At 36.6% G+C, this 16,825-nt stretch carries 18 protein-coding genes and 2 other annotated features; of the genes, 9 read left to right on the forward strand and 9 right to left on the reverse strand.

Going from position 1 to position 16,825, the window contains the following annotated elements:
• Positions 1–67: 67 nt before the first annotated feature.
• A complete protein-coding gene (locus AC3EMB_RS06510) occupies positions 68–253 on the forward strand; it encodes a hypothetical protein (protein WP_021727509.1) in 186 nt (61 codons plus the stop codon).
• Positions 254–328: 75 nt separating this feature from the next.
• On the opposite strand, the gene exsF is transcribed toward AC3EMB_RS06510, so the two are convergent.
• The 6 genes from exsF to AC3EMB_RS06540 all read right to left on the reverse strand — a co-directional run bounded on the left by exsF (position 329) and on the right by AC3EMB_RS06540 (position 5,544).
• Complete coding sequence (gene exsF / locus AC3EMB_RS06515) at positions 329–832, reverse strand: exosporium protein ExsF (RefSeq protein ID WP_000492943.1); 504 nt, start codon at positions 830–832, stop codon at positions 329–331.
• 167 nt (positions 833–999) lie between these two features.
• Complete coding sequence (gene cotY / locus AC3EMB_RS06520) at positions 1,000–1,467, reverse strand: spore coat protein CotY (RefSeq protein WP_001277719.1); 468 nt, start codon at positions 1,465–1,467, stop codon at positions 1,000–1,002.
• 142 nt (positions 1,468–1,609) lie between these two features.
• Positions 1,610–3,676, reverse strand: a complete 2,067-nt coding sequence (locus AC3EMB_RS06525) for an ATP-dependent helicase (protein WP_000191204.1) — start codon at positions 3,674–3,676, stop codon at positions 1,610–1,612.
• 100 nt (positions 3,677–3,776) lie between these two features.
• Positions 3,777–4,199, reverse strand: a complete 423-nt coding sequence (locus AC3EMB_RS06530; RefSeq protein WP_000543307.1) for a GNAT family N-acetyltransferase — start codon at positions 4,197–4,199, stop codon at positions 3,777–3,779.
• 1 nt (position 4,200) lies between these two features.
• Positions 4,201–4,719 carry a YjcG family protein gene (locus tag AC3EMB_RS06535; RefSeq protein WP_000765863.1) on the reverse strand — a complete coding sequence of 173 codons (519 nt, stop codon included), beginning with the start codon at positions 4,717–4,719 and terminating at the stop codon, positions 4,201–4,203.
• Positions 4,720–4,812: 93 nt separating this feature from the next.
• The gene (locus tag AC3EMB_RS06540; protein WP_000084013.1) at positions 4,813–5,544 is read right to left on the reverse strand and encodes an alpha/beta hydrolase; all 732 of its coding nucleotides are present in this window, start codon (positions 5,542–5,544) and stop codon (positions 4,813–4,815) included.
• Positions 5,545–5,747: 203 nt separating this feature from the next.
• Here AC3EMB_RS06540 and AC3EMB_RS06545 point away from each other — a divergent pair, with 203 nt between their 5' ends.
• Positions 5,748–6,659 carry a DMT family transporter gene (locus AC3EMB_RS06545; RefSeq protein WP_000806941.1) on the forward strand — a complete coding sequence of 304 codons (912 nt, stop codon included), beginning with the start codon at positions 5,748–5,750 and terminating at the stop codon, positions 6,657–6,659.
• A 76-nt stretch (positions 6,660–6,735) separates the two neighbouring features.
• Positions 6,736–7,308, forward strand: a complete 573-nt coding sequence (locus tag AC3EMB_RS06550) for a Crp/Fnr family transcriptional regulator (RefSeq protein ID WP_070757200.1) — start codon at positions 6,736–6,738, stop codon at positions 7,306–7,308.
• Here the strand turns inward: AC3EMB_RS06550 and AC3EMB_RS06555 are convergent.
• The 3 genes from AC3EMB_RS06555 to putP all read right to left on the reverse strand — a co-directional run bounded on the left by AC3EMB_RS06555 (position 7,301) and on the right by putP (position 10,203).
• Positions 7,301–7,969, reverse strand: coding sequence for a DUF4386 domain-containing protein (locus AC3EMB_RS06555; RefSeq protein WP_488517592.1), 669 nt, complete (start codon positions 7,967–7,969; stop codon positions 7,301–7,303). The genes AC3EMB_RS06550 and AC3EMB_RS06555 overlap by 8 nt on opposite strands.
• 201 nt (positions 7,970–8,170) lie before the next feature.
• Positions 8,171–8,569, reverse strand: coding sequence for an Ig-like domain-containing protein (locus tag AC3EMB_RS06560; RefSeq protein WP_000878734.1), 399 nt, complete (start codon positions 8,567–8,569; stop codon positions 8,171–8,173).
• A 155-nt stretch (positions 8,570–8,724) separates the two neighbouring features.
• Complete coding sequence (gene putP / locus AC3EMB_RS06565; RefSeq protein ID WP_000107211.1) at positions 8,725–10,203, reverse strand: sodium/proline symporter PutP; 1,479 nt, start codon at positions 10,201–10,203, stop codon at positions 8,725–8,727.
• A 453-nt stretch (positions 10,204–10,656) separates the two neighbouring features.
• Positions 10,657–10,894: a binding site (T-box leader), on the forward strand.
• Between the two features lie 42 nt (positions 10,895–10,936).
• Positions 10,937–11,181: a binding site (T-box leader), on the forward strand.
• A gap of 52 nt (positions 11,182–11,233) precedes the next feature.
• Between putP and trpE the strand changes: the two genes are divergently transcribed.
• From trpE to trpB, 6 genes are read left to right on the forward strand one after another with little or no spacing between them, the layout of a single operon-like run.
• Positions 11,234–12,652, forward strand: coding sequence for an anthranilate synthase component I (gene trpE / locus AC3EMB_RS06570; protein ID WP_033667026.1), 1,419 nt, complete (start codon positions 11,234–11,236; stop codon positions 12,650–12,652).
• A complete protein-coding gene (locus AC3EMB_RS06575; RefSeq protein WP_025967017.1) occupies positions 12,649–13,236 on the forward strand; it encodes an aminodeoxychorismate/anthranilate synthase component II in 588 nt (195 codons plus the stop codon). The genes trpE and AC3EMB_RS06575 overlap by 4 nt, the downstream gene beginning before the upstream one ends.
• On the forward strand, positions 13,233–14,258 hold the full coding sequence (gene trpD, locus AC3EMB_RS06580) for an anthranilate phosphoribosyltransferase (protein WP_087948072.1): 1,026 nt from the start codon (positions 13,233–13,235) through the stop codon (positions 14,256–14,258). Before AC3EMB_RS06575 ends, trpD begins: the two co-directional genes overlap by 4 nt.
• Before the next feature lies 1 nt (position 14,259).
• Complete coding sequence (gene trpC, locus AC3EMB_RS06585) at positions 14,260–15,021, forward strand: indole-3-glycerol phosphate synthase TrpC (RefSeq protein ID WP_000536696.1); 762 nt, start codon at positions 14,260–14,262, stop codon at positions 15,019–15,021.
• Entirely contained in the window at positions 15,018–15,632 is a 615-nt protein-coding gene (locus AC3EMB_RS06590; RefSeq protein WP_061662860.1) for a phosphoribosylanthranilate isomerase, read from the forward strand. The genes trpC and AC3EMB_RS06590 overlap by 4 nt, the downstream gene beginning before the upstream one ends.
• Complete coding sequence (gene trpB / locus AC3EMB_RS06595; protein ID WP_001105015.1) at positions 15,629–16,822, forward strand: tryptophan synthase subunit beta; 1,194 nt, start codon at positions 15,629–15,631, stop codon at positions 16,820–16,822. Before AC3EMB_RS06590 ends, trpB begins: the two co-directional genes overlap by 4 nt.
• Positions 16,823–16,825 lie beyond the last annotated feature (3 nt).

Here is a 16,825-nt window from a genome sequence, read left to right on the forward strand (position 1 = left end):
AAAGAATGAGGGAACGGAAATAAAGAGTTGTTCATATAGTAAATAGACAGAATTGACAGTAGAGGAGATGTTTGCTGTGAGCAATAATCTAAGGCAGAATTCATATGACCTGCAGCAGTGGTATCATATACAGCAACAACACCAAGCACAACAACAGGCATATCAAGAACAATTACAACAACAAGGATTTGTGAAGAAAAAGGGCTGCAATTGTGGGAAAAAGAAGAACACAATAAAACAATATGAAGAATGAAACACTCATGCTACTGTGAGTGTTTTTTATTATATATAAAAAGCGGTATTTCTGTATAAGAAATACCGCTTTTTACTAGCTAATTTGTGCAACTGTTAATGCTGCAGCACGAATGTCTACAGTTCCAATTAACTGAACTGGCACAATTTGAATTAAGTCACCAGGATTTAAGTTAATAAGAATAACACCGCTGGATACGTCTACTTCACCAGTACCAATAACGTTAGAACGAACTGCTGTACCTGATCCAGGAATAATGTTAGCTGGTGTATTTAATGATAAGAAGAAACGACCAGCTTCTGGTGCAGTAGGTACGTTATCAAGACTAATTGTTAATGTATAACTAATTTGATAAATACCAGCTCGTAGAATTCGAATGCCATCTCCGACACTTACTGTATCATTTATTACAGGAACAGTAATATTTGGGTTTGGACTTACGCTAGGTAATAATAGTGGTGTAAATAGTGAAGCAAACTGAGGTGCAGACGCGTTGAAAGCAAAACCAAAGGCAGGTAGTGTACTAGCTGGCTTCGCCTCACAATCGATTTTAGTAAATTCGCAATCAGAAGAGAACATGTTTTTCACTCCTTTATCTGTTTCTACTTTCAGTTAATGAAAAGGACAGGTTCTATGTTCTAGACAAGTTCCCAATTTTAAGAAATTTACATAAGAATACTCTTTAAGCATGGATTGGGTGGCAGAATACTCTGCCACCCAATCCATGCTTAACTCATTATTTAGTTTTAAATAGAAACATCACGTAAGCATTGAATAGCGCAGAAGCAACTTAAATCAACAGTAATGCAAGTGGAGGTTGATATTAGTCTTGCATTTGGTACAGCTAAAAACGTACAGATTGGGTCGTCACCAGGTGGTACAGCGGTACCATCACCTAAAACTACAGTTAATACACGCAATACAGCACAGTCATCATCATCTATACTTTCTACGCGGAAAATAGGAGATCGGCAGCTAGTAAGGCTTGAAGATGGTGCAAATGCTTCAAAAGGTTCTCCAGTTTTTGTGTATAAAATAAAAGGACGTGTATTCGCTACTGATGCATTGTTATGTGCACCTAAAAATGGAACTTCGCAACCAGATCCACATGTTGTCGTTGCACATTCTTGTAGTTCATGTATAAAACGAACAACATTCGATACACAGTTGAAATCACACTCATGTTGATGATCTTCATTACAATTGCAGCTCATTATGTTCACTCCTTCTCGTGAGTTCTGACATACACTATTACAATATGAGTGGGATATGGCTGATATTACGTTAATTCTCACGATAAAAACAAGGAATTTATATAGGAGGGATGTACATAACGTGATATAAAAAAAGACATCCTTATTTAGTGGATGTCTTTTCAGGTAAATCTTTTCGCACAGTATATAAAAAACGAGATATATCTAATTTCTTTCCTCTGAAAAATTGCGGAGAAGAAATGTAAAGTTCTTCTTTCGCACGTGTAATGGCAACATAAAGTAATCGGCGTTCTTCTTCTAACGCTTCAGAAGTTTCCGTAACACGATCATTTGCATCTTTTAAAGAAGAAGTATGAGGCAGGATTCCATCACTCGCTCCAAGTAAAAAGACACATGGAAATTCAAGGCCTTTTGCGTTATGAATTGACATAAGTGAAACGGCATCTTTTTGCGGCATTGTTTTTAATGCTTCCATTTCTTTTTGACCTTGAATCGCCTCGTCGATAAATTGTAAATAAGCTGGAATATCGGTGAAACGAGTTGCAGACTCCATTAATTCTTCCAACATTTCTTCTTGTATGTCTTTATGCATTGTAAAGGAAGAACGATCGTTACTTTGTAAGTACTCTAAATATTTTCCTTTACCATGAATGATTTCTTTTAATGCTTTTTTCGGTTCTAATTCTTTAATAAACTTAATAAAATCGATGCGCTCATTTACCTTTTTCACTTGAAAAGGTTTTAAGCTTGGATTTAATAGTAAGAAATGAAGAAGAGAAGGGAAGCGCCCCTCACCATATTTCCATTGTTCACGTTCAATAAATGAAATACAATCATCACGTCCGATATACATCGTCGGCAATATGTTTGAAAGTGATTCTAGTCGAAACGGCTCAATCACGAGTCTTAAATGATCTAATACAGGCTTAATTAAAGAATGTTCATAAAATGATTGGCTCGCTCCGTGTTTAATAAACGGGATTTTATGAATGGTAAGCTGATCAAGTAACGAACGACTTACAGAATGTGTGCGATACAGTAAACAAAAATCTTTAAAGTTACGTTCACCACTCTCTACTTTTTCTTGAATAAGCTGCAAAATTTGATTTGCTTCATCAAGAGTCGTAGCAGGTCTTGCATAAAAAGGTTGTACACCTTCCTCACGAACAGAGTATAGCTCTTTATCAAAACGTTCTTGATTTAATTTTATAACTTCATTTCCAAGCCCGACGATAAAGGGATTGGATCGATAATTCGTATTTAGTGCAATGATTGTTGTGTTATCAAATTCTTTTGGAAAAGATAAAATAATTTGGTGACTTGCTCCTCGCCAGCCGTATATCGCCTGGTCGTCATCACCTGCGATAAATAAATTATTTCTTGGCGTGGCTAACAATTTTACGATTTCATATTGTGCATACGATGTATCTTGAAACTCATCTACTTCAATGTAGTGAAAACGTTGTTGTAATTGAGTTAGTAAAGGAGCATTATTTTCTAACATATAATATGTTTCCAATAAGATGTCATCGAAATCAATATAATTGTATCTTTGTTTTACCTCTTCAAAACGTTCGTATACTTCTTTAAATTCTTGTTCGACTGGTGTTTTCGCTTTTACATCTTTCGGACGATTTAATTTGTTTTTCTCAAGTGAAATCATCGCGAGCATCGTTTCAGCATCATAATCGTCTTTTAAACGCAATTCTTTTAAGATTTTCTTTATCATAATTTGTTTATGTTTTTCATTTGCTAAAATTTGCTGATTATAACCTTGACTACGAAGTAATTTTAAGAAAACAGAGTGGAATGTACCAGCAACTACGTAGCTACTTGCTGCATGATTCATACCTGGTAACTTCGCAACACGACTTCGTATTTCTTCAGCTGCTTTTTGTGTAAATGTAAGTAATAAAATATTTCGTGGATGAACTTGTTTTACATTTACTAAATAACCAACGCGAGTTGTTAAAACAGATGTTTTCCCGCTTCCGGCACCAGCTAGTGTAAGAACAGGACCTTCTGTTGTGCGCACGGCTTCTAATTGTTTTTCGTTTAAAAAAACATTTTGTTGTTCAAGAGCGCGGAAATAAGCCGCATCTACATCTTCTTCCATAATTAAATGGGTAGATGTTTTCGGAATATGATATGTCGCACGCGGAATATCAGCGTGTGTTAACGATTTTTGTGAAAATTTTTCTTGTGTCATATGTTCACCTTCAAAACTATAGCATCAACATTTAACTTTAGCGGAAGAAAAAGAAAATAGCAATGTAAAAAAACAGGAGGGATCACCTCCTGCTTTCAAATTACAATTCTTTTATCATTACGACGTGCGGGATATTCGCTTCCATAAATACATCAGAACTTGTTACATATCCAAGTTTTTTATAGAAATCTTCGGCATGTGTTTGAGCGTGAAGTTTCAATTTCGGTAGCGAATTTTCTTTTGCATACGCTTCAAGAGAATCCATAACAATTTTTCCAATCCCTTTTTTGCGATGGGAATTTAGCACGCAAATGCGTTCCATTTTTCCTATACCATCAAGGGTGCGAAAACGTCCAGCACCAACTGGAACATCATTGTCATATATAACAACGTGTGTTGAAGTTTCTTCAAACTCATCGTACTCTTCTTCAGCAGAGACACGTTGTTCATTTACAAACACTTGTTTACGTACAGAGAATGCATCTCTTAGTTGTTCGTCCGTTTGTACAATCTGTGCGTGCAAATTAGTTGTTCCCCTTTCCAAGACGGAATGTTTCGTGTACAGTCCATGTTCCATTTTCTAATTGATATAGAAGATGGAAACGATCAATTGGTTGTTCGTAATAGAAATCTTTCATACGTAATCGGCCCAACACATCAGCATGCTCTGCATCTGATAAGCCTTGTCCGATTGTTAAATGAGGTACGAAAGCATATTCGCGTTCTTGCGTGAATAACCCGCTATGCATTTCTTCATTTAAGAAAGTAAGTTCAGGTGTTTTTTCTACTTTAAAGTAAAGGACGTTATTAACAGGTGCGAATGAACCAACTTTCCCAACATGAAGGGTGAAAGGGTTCGTTTTACTTGCGATTGTATGTAACTCGTTTACAATCGACTCTAATTGTTCATCTTGCGCCTCAAAGGGTGTTTTCAATGTAATATGTGGCGGAACTAATGCGTAGTGCGGGTCATAACGTTTACGCAATCCGTTCGCTTTATCTTGAATCATTTTAGATGGAAAAATTACAATGCCTAATTTCATGTTCCAATTCCTCCCTTTGTAAGTCTAGTTAGATTTTGAGATAAATAAATCTCTTTATCTATTATATCAAATTATTCTGAATACTGCTCTCTATTATTTCATTGATAGAATATGAGAGAAGGCTTTCGGTAAATCAGTCTGCCAATATTTCCAAGTATGATTACCTTCAAATTCCTCATAATGCGTGATGAAGTTTCTATCTGTAAGAAGCGTATTTAACTCACGGTTCGGCCCTACGAAATCAGATACTTGTCCATCAGTACGCTTTACAGCCGTTTCTTCTGTACCGATGACGTGATACAGTTCTAACGCCTGTGGATCTTTGAATTCTTTTGCTAAGTTCATCACTGTCTCATCCACAAATGGTGATTGCATAACGACTTTACCGAATGTATGCGGATACATAAGTGCAGTCATAAAGGAAACTGTTCCGCCAAGAGAATCACCAATTAAAACACGACCTTTTCCCATTTGGTACGTTGGATAATTTTCATCAATATATGGTGCAAGTTCATGAGCAAGGAAACGAATATATGCAGCATTTTTTACTTCATTTGGGAAATATTTTTCTTTACGATCATGTACATTTTTATATGGAATACCGACAATAATTGTACGGTCAATTTCTTCGGTTTCACGAAGGCGCTCAATTACACGGTGCGCTTTACCAAGCTGAAAATAATCTCTACCATCTTGTGCAATTACAACTGTATGTTTGTGCAGTGGTGTGTAATTTACTGGTAAATAAACGAGAAGTGTAACATCTTCTTGAAGTGATGCGCTATAAAATGAAATTTCTTCAATTCTCCCTATTGTTTGACTCATGTAGATCCCCCTAAATAAAAATTTACTGTAACGATTGTAAGAGCGACTCTTGTAGTGAAAAGGAAAAAAATATTCACTAATTGGTGCCTTAATTTCTATTTTACCATAATGGTACGAAGAATCTAAAAAATTAGTATTTAAGTTGCGAAAGAAAACGGATATAATGAAGTGGGATTTTTGACAGGTGAGAGGGGAGACAGGATTTGAAACAAGAAAAATCAATCGCACTACCATTAGCAATTTCTATAATTGCCATTTCCTTTGCAGCAGTTTTTGTAAAGATGTCCTCAGCACCATCTTCAATATTAAGTATGTACCGCTTATGGATTATCGTACTTATTATGCTGCCTATCGTATGGAAAAAAAGAGAAGAATTTAATAGGATTCAAATGAAAGATTGGGGCTTTTTAATTGGATCTGGTTTCTTTTTAGCACTGCATTTTCTTTTATGGTTTGAATCTTTAAAGCATACAACAGTTGCTAGTTCAACAATTATTTTGGCACTTCAACCAATCGTATCTTTAGTTGGAGGTTTTTTTCTATTTAAAGAAAGAACAACATATTCAGCCATTGCAACGATGGGAATCGCTATTTTAGGAGTAATGTGCATTGGTTGGGGAGATTTAGGTTTAAGTAAGCAAGCAATTTATGGTGACATATTATCCTTTCTAAGTGTAATAGCGGTTGTCGGTTATTTATTTATCGGGCAAACGACAGTGAAGAAAGTATCGCACTGGATTTATAGCTTTACAGTCTTTGCGTTCGCAGGTCTTTTTATGGGGATTTATAATGTTATATTACAAGTACCCTTTACAGGTTATACGAAGTGGGATTGGACTGTTTTTCTTTTACTTGCGGTTGTGCCGACAGTGTCACATGTAATTAATAACTGGCTATTAAATTATGTAAATGCAACGACAATTTCAATGAGTATTTTAGGAGAACCTGTTGGAGCATCTATACTTGCGTTCTTCTTACTTGGAGAAAAATTAAATGCAATGCAAATGATCGGTAGCATGCTCGTATTGTTTGGTGTATCTGTTTTCTTAATGCAGCAACAAAAGCGAACAGCAAAAAATGTCGTAAACGAGCCAGTGTATACACAGGAATTATAGTGTTAGGGAAGAAAAGAGAAGTTATGATACTTCTCTTTTTGTTTTATAGAAATGCGGGCGTAGAAGGGGGAGGAAAATGGAAGAGATATTAAAGAAGTATATGAATAGATTTACAACACTAAGTGAAGAAGAGCAGCAAATGATCCTCAGGGAATTACAAATTGAAGAATATAAAAAAGGAACAGTGCTCCTAAGACAAGGAAATGTTCCGTTAAAATGTTATTTTGTATTAAAAGGATGCGTTAGGCAACATAGTATAGATGAAGCAGGGAAAGAAGTTACATCAAATTTTTATACAGAAGAACAGGCAATTTCGAATTTCAACCATCATAAACAAGATAAATCTTCATCATATACGTTAACGTGTTTAGAAGATTGTACTGTAGTTGTTGGTGATCTACATAGTGAAAAGGACATGTATAATAAGTATTCACAATTAGAAGAAATGACGCGTAAAATGATCGAGTACAATTTCGGTGAAGTACAAGATGAACTTGCTGTATTTATCTCATCGACACCAGAAGAGCGATATAAAACATTGTTACGAAAACGCCCGTATTTAATTCATCGCGTTCCACAATATCAGCTAGCAAGCTATCTTGGCATGACACCAGAATCATTAAGTAGAATTAAGAAACGGCTTAATTAGAGTGTTTACCACCTTTCAATAGTAGCCATATCGCAAGTCCTAATTCACCTGCAATCATAGGTAATTGGAATAGTGATTGTATGAGTGAAATCATTGTATCGTATTGTGTAAACATTGTATTCATGACGTGAATTAGCATATAACCGGTAGCAGCAATGAACAGCAGTTTACTAATAAACTTTGGTATCTGTTTAGAGAGAAAAGCTACATAGCCTAAAACGAAAAGATGCAATCCAAAAATGATCAATCCTACAGACCAAATGTATTCGAATGCACTGAGAAACAACATTGTATATGTTTCTGGATTTGCAATTGTATTTTTTGAAAGCAATAATGCCAATATTAGATTGAATATAGCAATCCCAAGTATAGCTGTATACATAAGACGAAGCAAAGCGGCTAGTAATGAGAGGCTAGTATTAATTGGTTTTAGAAAGAAATAAAGAGCCCACGCAGCGACAATATCAGTGATAAAAATGATAATCCACCCAAAAACTTCCGCTTTGAAAAGTGAATTTGAAGTTTGGATATTATGGAATGTTGTACTCGCATCTCCTTGTATAACGAGGTTTCCATGAACAAAACCGTAAGAGAAAAATGCAATGAATGCCATAACAAGAAGAGATGTGCTAGCAAATAAGGCGTACTTTCGTTCAGTCATAATATGTCCTCCTTTTCTAATATTGTTTTCATTGTAATAGGGAAGAGAAGGAGATTCATTGACTTAAATCAAGACGGGGAAAGTTTAGTAGAATTTCCATCAAAAAAAATGTATGGTTATATCCAATTTTTTATTAACCTTGTAAAAAGTAAAAACTCAAATATTGAAATCAAGTAAAAGAGTGGCTACGAAGCCACTCTTTTACTTTGGATTTGTCATATAAGGTTGTACATGAATGACACATAGGTCACGAAATTTGCCTTCAGCAGTTGTGACAATTACGACTGCTTTACCTGCACTTTTTCCAGTAATCGTCACGGTGTCACCTTTTGGATATATGGTGATGATATCAGAATTCATATTTGACCAAATAAGCTCTTTATTCGTTGCTTGTATTGGTAAAATAGAAGCTGATAACACAATGTTTTGTCCCGTTTTTATTTTTAATTTATGTTTTTCCATATGAACACCGATGACTGAAATAACAGAAGGAGCAATTGAAATTTTAGGCGGGTTAGGTTGCATGTTTAAACAAGACGCAGAAGTATTTGTGATAGGTGAAAATTTTCGTGTTTGTTGTTGCTGGAAAGCTGCTAACATGTTGGAGTCCCCTTTCTGTATAAGTGCTGATACTCATACTATAAAGGAGTAGTGTTATGTTAAATTTAACGAAACATAAAGAATTTGTTAAATTTGATAAAAAGATTGTCGAACTGTAAAAAATCTCTGCTGTTATGATAACAGCAGAGATTTTTTTATAAATTATGACGATGTTGTTTTTCGAAATCCTCAAATTGCTCTTTAACTTCTTTTGAAGGTTGTGTTAGTAAACTAACAATTACGATGGCTAGTAAACTAATAGCGAAACCTGGAATCATTTCATATAAGAAATCTTTTAAGAATTTGAATTGAGTCCATATAATAACAGTAGCGGCACCAGAAATCATACCGGCAAGTGCGCCCCACTTCGTCATACGTTTCCAATATAAGCTTAATAAAATAGCAGGTCCGAATGAAGAACCAAATCCAGCCCAAGCGTATCCAACAAGAGCTAAAATCGTATCATTTTGTTTAAACGCTAATGCGCACCCAACTAATGCAATAACAAGTACAGCCATACGACCGACAAATACAAGTTCTTTATCAGATGCAGAACGTTTGAAGAATGTACGATATAAATCTTCAGTTACAGCACTAGAAGTAACGAGTAGCTGTGATGAAATTGTACTCATAATCGCTGCTAGAATGGCTGCTAATAAAAATCCAGTAATAAGTGGATGGAATAAAATTTTCCCAAGTTCAAGGAAAATTGTCTCTGGATTAGATAATGTCAACTCTTGTTGTGAATAGTAAGCAATACCAATAAGACCAGTAAACATAGCTCCAACAACAGAGAAAATCATCCAGCTCATACCAATTCTTCGTGCACTTTTAAGTTCTTTTACAGAAGAAATTGCCATAAAGCGTACGATAATATGAGGTTGTCCGACATAACCAAGGCCCCATGCGAATAGAGAAATCATTCCTAAAGTAGAGGCACCTTTAAAAATATCTAGACGTGTTGGATCTACAGATCGAATTGTATCAAATGCAGGTCCAAGTCCGTTCGAATTCATAATTGTTACGATAGGAACAAGAATAAGAGCGACCACCATAATGATTCCTTGTACGAAGTCTGTCCAACTTACTGCTAAGAAACCACCAAATAATGTGTAAGCGACAACAACGCCTGCAACAATGAATAATCCAACATGATAGTTCATGCCAAATGAATTTTCAAATAATACAGCGCCTGAAACTAATCCTGAAGCTACATAAAAAGTAAAGAAAATCATAATAACAAGTCCGGATACTAAGCGTAGCATATGAGATTTGTCGTGGAAACGGTGTTCCAAAAATTCTGGAATAGTAATAGAGTTATTTGCAATTTCTGAGTAGGTACGTAAGCGAGGAGCGACATAAAGCCAGTTTGCGTATGCGCCTAGTGTTAGGCCGATCGCAATCCAACTACTACTTAATCCAACGCTAAACATTGCACCGGGTAATCCCATTAAAAGCCAACCACTCATATCGGATGCTCCAGCACTTAATGCTGTTACTGCGGGGCCTAGTGTACGCCCGCCAAGCATATAATCTGTTAAGTTGGACGTTCGTTTGTAGGCGAAATAGCCGATTACTAACATCCCGAGCATGTAAATAGAGATAGAAGTTAAAGTTAACATCTGCGTACTCATGTAGTTCCCCTTTCTTTTGTCAGGTCTTTTGATGCGTTATGCATATTTATCCCGCATTAACGGGCAGCAAAACTCCCACCTTAAAATTGGCTGGGCAAGGAAGTTAGGTGGGAGATCAACTGTCCGTTAATGCCCGATTGATTCAACTAATAATCAGTGGGGATGAACACCCTCTACTGATTAAAGTTTCACTTTATAATCTATCATGATTATTCTGAAAAATCCATATAGAAATACGAATTTTCAGAAATGTAAGCGTTTTTTGATGTCATTTTACTTTTTTAATATATAATATTCATACAAAAAACCTTATTTTTAATAGAGTATTTATTATATTTACATAAAAAGAGGTTGTTTTGTCAATATAATATTGAAAGGAAAGAAAAATAAAATTTTTAAAAAAGTATTGACTTGTGAAAAAAGTCAGGTCTATAATGAGTGCAACTTAAAAAAATGCAAGCGTTGATGAAGAAGAGTACACATGATGAACATGTCAGAGAGCTGATGGTTGGTGCGAATCAGTATGGAATTGATGTGGAATGGGCTTCGGAGCTTCCAAACCGAAACGAAAGAAGTAGGCTTTGGCGACATGATCTCATCGATACAAGAGACACGTATTGTTTTTGATACGGTAAAGTGCGTTACATTTGTAACGAATTAAGGTGGCACCACGGGAGTACCCGTCCTTTCTATAGGATGAGTACTCCCTTTTTGTGTATAAAAAATTAAATAAATGAAATCGTTTAAGTAAGAAGAGTACGTATATTGGAGACGTTACAGAGAGCCGGGAATAGGTGGGAGCCCGGTACGGTGCCATATACGGAATGGGCTTACGAGAGGTATGCTGAACAATTATTTTTAGTAGGCAACCCGGGTTCCGCCGTTACAAGGATAAGGTATAAAATTTGTACCTGAACAAAGCGGGATGCTTTTGCATCCAACACGAGGTGGTACCGCGGTATATTTATCGTCCTCTACATATTTTCGATATGTAGGGGACTTTTTTATTTTTCAGGGTGAGGTGAAGGACATGATGACGAAAGAAGAATTTATAAAACAAAAAAGAGAGAGAAAGACATTTTTAGTAATCACTGAAGAAGAAGGAGATAGCATTACGCCAATTTCTTTATATAGACGTATGAAAGGGAAGAAGAAATTCTTATTAGAAAGTTCACAGCTTCATCAAGATAAAGGGCGTTATTCTTACTTAGGATGTAATCCTTATGGAGAAGTGAAAAGCGTTGGTACGGAAGTGGAACGAACGATTTACGGCCGGGCAGAAAAGTTACAAGGTAACGTACTGCAAGTGTTAGAAGAAGTAATCGTACCATCACAAGTAGACAGTCCATTTCCATTTTGCGGAGGAGCAGTTGGTTATATTGGATATGATGTCATTCGACAGTATGAAAACATTGGAGCGGATTTACACGACCCATTAAATATTCCGGAAGTACACCTTTTACTATATCGTGAGTTTATCGTTTACGATCATTTACGCCAAAAGTTGTCGTTTGTATATGTATGCAGGGAAGATGATTCAACAGATTATGAGGAAGTATACGAAAGGCTACGAGTATACAAAGAGGAAGTGCTACAAGGAGAAGAAGCTGAAGTAAATGCAATACAATCCCCATTATCATTCACTTCTTCTATAACGGAAAAAGAGTTTTGTGAGATGGTAGAAATTGCGAAAGAATATATAAGAGCGGGAGACATATTCCAAGTCGTACTATCACAGCGTTTACAAAGTGAATGTATTGGGGATCCATTCGGGTTATACCGAAAACTTCGAATTGCAAATCCATCACCATATATGTTCTATATCGATTTTCAAGATTATGTTGTACTCGGTTCTTCGCCGGAAAGTTTACTATCAGTAAGGGAGGATAAAGTGATGACGAATCCAATTGCTGGTACAAGGCCGAGGGGGAAAACGAAGAGGGAAGACGAGGAAATCGCAAAAGAACTGTTAGGCAATGAGAAAGAGCGAGCAGAGCATATGATGCTTGTAGATCTTGGGCGAAACGATATTGGTAGAGTGAGCGAAATCGGCTCGGTTACGATAGATAAATATATGAAAGTAGAAAAATATTCTCACGTTATGCACATTGTATCTGAAGTTTACGGAACATTGCGAAAACAAATGGGTGGATTTGATGCGTTAGCGTATTGCTTACCAGCAGGGACGGTTTCTGGAGCTCCGAAAATTAGAGCGATGGAAATTATAAATGAACTAGAGAATGAAAAAAGAAATGTATACGCTGGTGCAGTTGGATACGTTAGTTTTTCAGGAAATCTTGATATGGCGCTCGCTATTCGAACGATGGTCGTAAAGGATGAAAAAGCATACGTTCAGGCAGGAGCAGGAGTCGTTTACGATTCAGATCCAGTAGCTGAATATGAAGAAACATTAAATAAAGCGAGAGCGCTTTTGGAGGTAATGAAATGATTGTACTTATCGATAATTACGATTCGTTCACATATAACTTGTATCAACTGTTAGGCGAACATGAAGAAGAAATTGTAGTTGTAAGAAATGATGAAATAACGATAGAACAGTTAGAAGAGATGAATCCAAGAGGAATTGTACTTTCACCAGGACCAGGAAAACCAGAGGATGCTGGCGTTTGTATCGACGTCATCCGTCATTTTTATAAGAACGTTCCCATATTAGGGATTTGTCTTGGCCACCAAGCGATCATAGCTGCATTTGGAGGAGACATTGTTAGAGCAGAACGTATTAAACATGGAAAAACATCGCGTGTGAAACATAACGGAATGTCAATCTTTTCATACGCTACACAGCCGCTAACGGCGATGCGCTATCATTCCCTTGTTGCAGAGCAAACGAGCTTGCCAGAGTGTTTTGACATATTAGCGACAGCGATGGACGACGGAGAAATAATGGCAGTCCGTCACAATTATTATCCGCTCTTCGGATTACAGTTTCATCCGGAATCAATCGCAACAGAAGAAGGCGGAAAGTTAATACGTGCCTTTTTAACAGAAGTAAAAGAGGAGGAAAGAGTATGAATAACTATCTTCGTAAATTAGTTGAGGGTCAACATTTAACAGAAGAGGAAATGTATAAAGCAGGATTACTTTTATTAAGTGAAAACATATTAGAAAGTGAAATTGCAGCTTTCTTAGTCTTACTGAAAGCGAAAGGTGAAACTGCAGAAGAAATATACGGTCTCGTTCGAGCTCTTCGCGAAAAGGCATTGCCGTTTTCGAACCATATACAAGGAGCAATGGATAATTGCGGGACGGGTGGCGATGGTGCTCAAACGTTTAATATTAGCACAACATCAGCATTCGTACTGGCAGGAGCAGGTGTAAAGGTTGCAAAACATGGTAATCGTGCTGTTTCTAGTAAAACAGGAAGTGCAGACTTATTAGAAGAACTAGGTGTAAATATTAGTAGTACGCCAAACGAAATTGATTATTTACTAGAGCATGTAGGTATTGCATTTTTATTTGCACCAGCGATGCATCCAGCACTAAGGCGCATTATGAAAATAAGAAAAGAGTTAAACGTGCCGACGATCTTTAACTTAATTGGCCCTTTAACAAATCCAGTGAATTTAGAAACACAATTTGTCGGTATTTATAAACGAGATATGTTATTACCAGTTGCACAAGTATTACAAAAGTTAGGCCGGAAACAAGCGCTTGTCGTAAATGGAAGTGGTTTTTTAGATGAAGCATCATTACAAGGGGAAAATCACGTAGTCCTTTTAAAAGATAATGAAATAGTAGAAATGAGTATTGATCCAGAAAAGTATGGTTTTTCAAGAGTGAAAAATGAAGAAATTAGAGGGGGGAATTCAAAAGAAAATGCAAAGATTACGCTTGAAGTATTGAGCGGAGAAAAGAGTGTTTACCGCGATACCGTTTTATTAAATGCAGGTCTAGCTCTTTTCGCAAATGGAAAAACGGAAACGATTGAAGAAGGAATTAAACTCGCGGCACATAGCATCGACTCTGGAAAAGCATTAACCAAATTAAACTTATTAATTGCAGCAAGCAACGAAAAATTAGAAAGGGTGAACTAAAGTGGGGACGATTTTAGATAAAATTGTAGAACAGAAGAAAAAGGAAGTTGCGGAGTTATATGAAATATATACACCAGTAAAAACAAAAAGAAAGGCACATTCACTTGTAGAAGCGTTACAGCAGTTTACTGTCATTGCAGAAGTAAAGCGAGCATCACCATCAAAAGGAGATATCAATTTACACGTTGACGTACGAAAACAAGTGGGAACATATGAGAAATGTGGTGCAGGAGCAGTTTCTGTTTTAACAGATGGTCAATTTTTTAAAGGATCGTTTCACGATTTACAAACAGCAAGAGAAGAAAGTAACATTCCGCTTTTATGTAAAGATTTCATAATCGATAAGATTCAAATCGATAGAGCGTATGAAGCGGGAGCAGATATTATTTTACTAATTGTAGCAGCGTTAACGAAAGAGAAGTTAAAAGAGTTGTATAGCTACGTGTTAGAAAAAGGATTGGAAGCGATTGTTGAAGTTCATGATGAACAGGAATTAGAAACTGCGATTGTATTAAATCCGCACGTTATTGGCATTAATAATCGTAATTTAAAAACGTTCGAAGTAGATTTAAGCCAAACTGAAAAGCTTGGAAAAAGATTGAATGAGGAGAAACTACTTTGGATTAGTGAAAGCGGGATTCATTTAAAAGAGGATATTATTCGTGTTAAAAAAGCAGGAGCAAAAGGTGTATTAATTGGAGAGGCACTTATGACATCATCTTCTATTAGTAACTTTTTTGAAGACTGTAAGGTGAATATATGAAAGTGAAAATTTGCGGCATCACTGATATGGAAACAGCAAAACGTGCTTGCGAATACGGCGCAGATGCACTCGGATTTGTTTTTGCAGAAAGTAAGCGGAAAATCACTCCAAAGAGAGCGGAAGAAATCATTCAGGAGCTTCCAGCCAACGTGTTAAAAATCGGTGTTTTCGTAAATGAATCAGTAGAAGTGATCCAGAAAATTGCAGATGAGTGCGGGTTAACACATGTACAACTACATGGAGATGAAGATAATTATCAAATCAGAAGATTGAATATTCTGTCTATAAAATCACTAGGAGTAACTTCAGAAAGTGATATGAAAAACGCTCAAGGGTATGAAACGGATTATATATTATTTGATAGCCCGAAAGAAAAGTTTCATGGAGGAAATGGAAAGACATTTTCATGGGAACTACTTGGGCATATGCCAAAAGAATTGCGAAAGAAAACGATATTAGCTGGTGGATTAAACGCTCTTAATATAGAAGAAGCAATTCGAACTGTTCGGCCTTATATGGTCGATGTGAGCAGCGGAGTAGAGACAGAAGGAAAGAAAGATGTAGAGAAAATAAAACAATTTATTATAAAAGCGAAGGAGTGTTCCAAATGAACTACGCATATCCAGATGAAAAAGGACATTACGGTATATACGGAGGACGATACGTTCCAGAAACGTTAATGCAATCTGTACTAGAACTAGAAGAAGCATATAAAGAAGCGATGCAAGATGAGGCATTTCAAAAGGAATTAAATCATTATTTAAAAACGTACGTCGGAAGAGAAACACCGCTTTATTTCGCTGAAAATCTGACGAAGTATTGCGGAGGTGCAAAGATTTATTTAAAACGTGAAGATTTGAATCATACAGGAGCTCATAAAATTAACAATACAATCGGTCAGGCACTACTTGCAGTGCGAATGGGCAAGAAAAAAGTTGTCGCTGAAACAGGAGCTGGACAACACGGAGTGGCAACAGCTACTGTATGTGCTCTTCTCGGATTAGAATGCGTCATTTTTATGGGAGAAGAAGATGTAAGACGTCAAAAATTAAATGTGTTCCGAATGGAATTACTCGGAGCGAAAGTAGAAAGTGTAGCGGCAGGTAGTGGTACATTAAAAGATGCGGTAAACGAGGCGCTTCGTTACTGGGTTTCACATGTGCATGATACGCACTACATTATGGGATCTGTTCTCGGACCACATCCATTCCCGCAAATTGTACGTGATTTCCAAAGTGTAATTGGAAATGAAACGAAAAAACAATATGAGGCGTTAGAAGGAAAGTTACCAGAAGCAGTCGTTGCTTGTATTGGAGGTGGTAGTAATGCAATGGGGATGTTTTATCCGTTCGTACACGATGAAGAAGTTGCTCTTTACGGCGTAGAAGCAGCTGGAAAAGGCGTTCATACAGAAAAACATGCAGCAACTTTAACGAAAGGAAGCGTTGGGGTTTTACACGGATCAATGATGTATCTTCTGCAAAACGAAGAAGGACAAATTCAAGAAGCACACTCTATTTCAGCAGGACTTGATTATCCAGGTGTTGGTCCAGAACATAGCTTGCTAAAAGATATTGGCCGCGTTTCTTATCATTCGATAACAGACGAAGAAGCATTAGAAGCATTTCAATTATTAACGAAAAAAGAAGGCATTATCCCGGCGCTAGAAAGTTCACATGCTGTCGCATATGCATTAAAATTAGCTCCGAAAATGAAGGAAGATGAAGGACTTGTTATTTGTTTATCTGGCCGTGGTGATAAAGATGTAGAGAGTATAAAACGTTATATGGAAGAGGTGTAAAAA

The organism is Bacillus sp. LQ16, assembly GCF_057784645.1.

What these genes read in the sequence shown, in the direction of transcription:
- AC3EMB_RS06510 (WP_021727509.1), top strand. Translation starts at nt 68, where the DNA reads ATGTTTGCTGTGAGCAATAATCTAAGGCAGAATTCATATGACCTGCAG.
- AC3EMB_RS06560 (WP_000878734.1), bottom strand. Translation starts at nt 8,569, where the DNA reads ATGTTAGCAGCTTTCCAGCAACAACAAACACGAAAATTTTCACCTATC.
- AC3EMB_RS06590 (WP_061662860.1), top strand. Translation starts at nt 15,018, where the DNA reads ATGAAAGTGAAAATTTGCGGCATCACTGATATGGAAACAGCAAAACGT.
- AC3EMB_RS06525 (WP_000191204.1), bottom strand. Translation starts at nt 3,676, where the DNA reads ATGACACAAGAAAAATTTTCACAAAAATCGTTAACACACGCTGATATT.
- trpD (WP_087948072.1), top strand. Translation starts at nt 13,233, where the DNA reads ATGAATAACTATCTTCGTAAATTAGTTGAGGGTCAACATTTAACAGAA.
- trpE (WP_033667026.1), top strand. Translation starts at nt 11,234, where the DNA reads ATGATGACGAAAGAAGAATTTATAAAACAAAAAAGAGAGAGAAAGACA.
- AC3EMB_RS06555 (WP_488517592.1), bottom strand. Translation starts at nt 7,969, where the DNA reads ATGACTGAACGAAAGTACGCCTTATTTGCTAGCACATCTCTTCTTGTT.
- AC3EMB_RS06575 (WP_025967017.1), top strand. Translation starts at nt 12,649, where the DNA reads ATGATTGTACTTATCGATAATTACGATTCGTTCACATATAACTTGTAT.
- AC3EMB_RS06540 (WP_000084013.1), bottom strand. Translation starts at nt 5,544, where the DNA reads ATGAGTCAAACAATAGGGAGAATTGAAGAAATTTCATTTTATAGCGCA.
- AC3EMB_RS06550 (WP_070757200.1), top strand. Translation starts at nt 6,736, where the DNA reads ATGGAAGAGATATTAAAGAAGTATATGAATAGATTTACAACACTAAGT.
- trpB (WP_001105015.1), top strand. Translation starts at nt 15,629, where the DNA reads ATGAACTACGCATATCCAGATGAAAAAGGACATTACGGTATATACGGA.
- cotY (WP_001277719.1), bottom strand. Translation starts at nt 1,467, where the DNA reads ATGAGCTGCAATTGTAATGAAGATCATCAACATGAGTGTGATTTCAAC.
- exsF (WP_000492943.1), bottom strand. Translation starts at nt 832, where the DNA reads ATGTTCTCTTCTGATTGCGAATTTACTAAAATCGATTGTGAGGCGAAG.
- AC3EMB_RS06535 (WP_000765863.1), bottom strand. Translation starts at nt 4,719, where the DNA reads ATGAAATTAGGCATTGTAATTTTTCCATCTAAAATGATTCAAGATAAA.
- putP (WP_000107211.1), bottom strand. Translation starts at nt 10,203, where the DNA reads ATGAGTACGCAGATGTTAACTTTAACTTCTATCTCTATTTACATGCTC.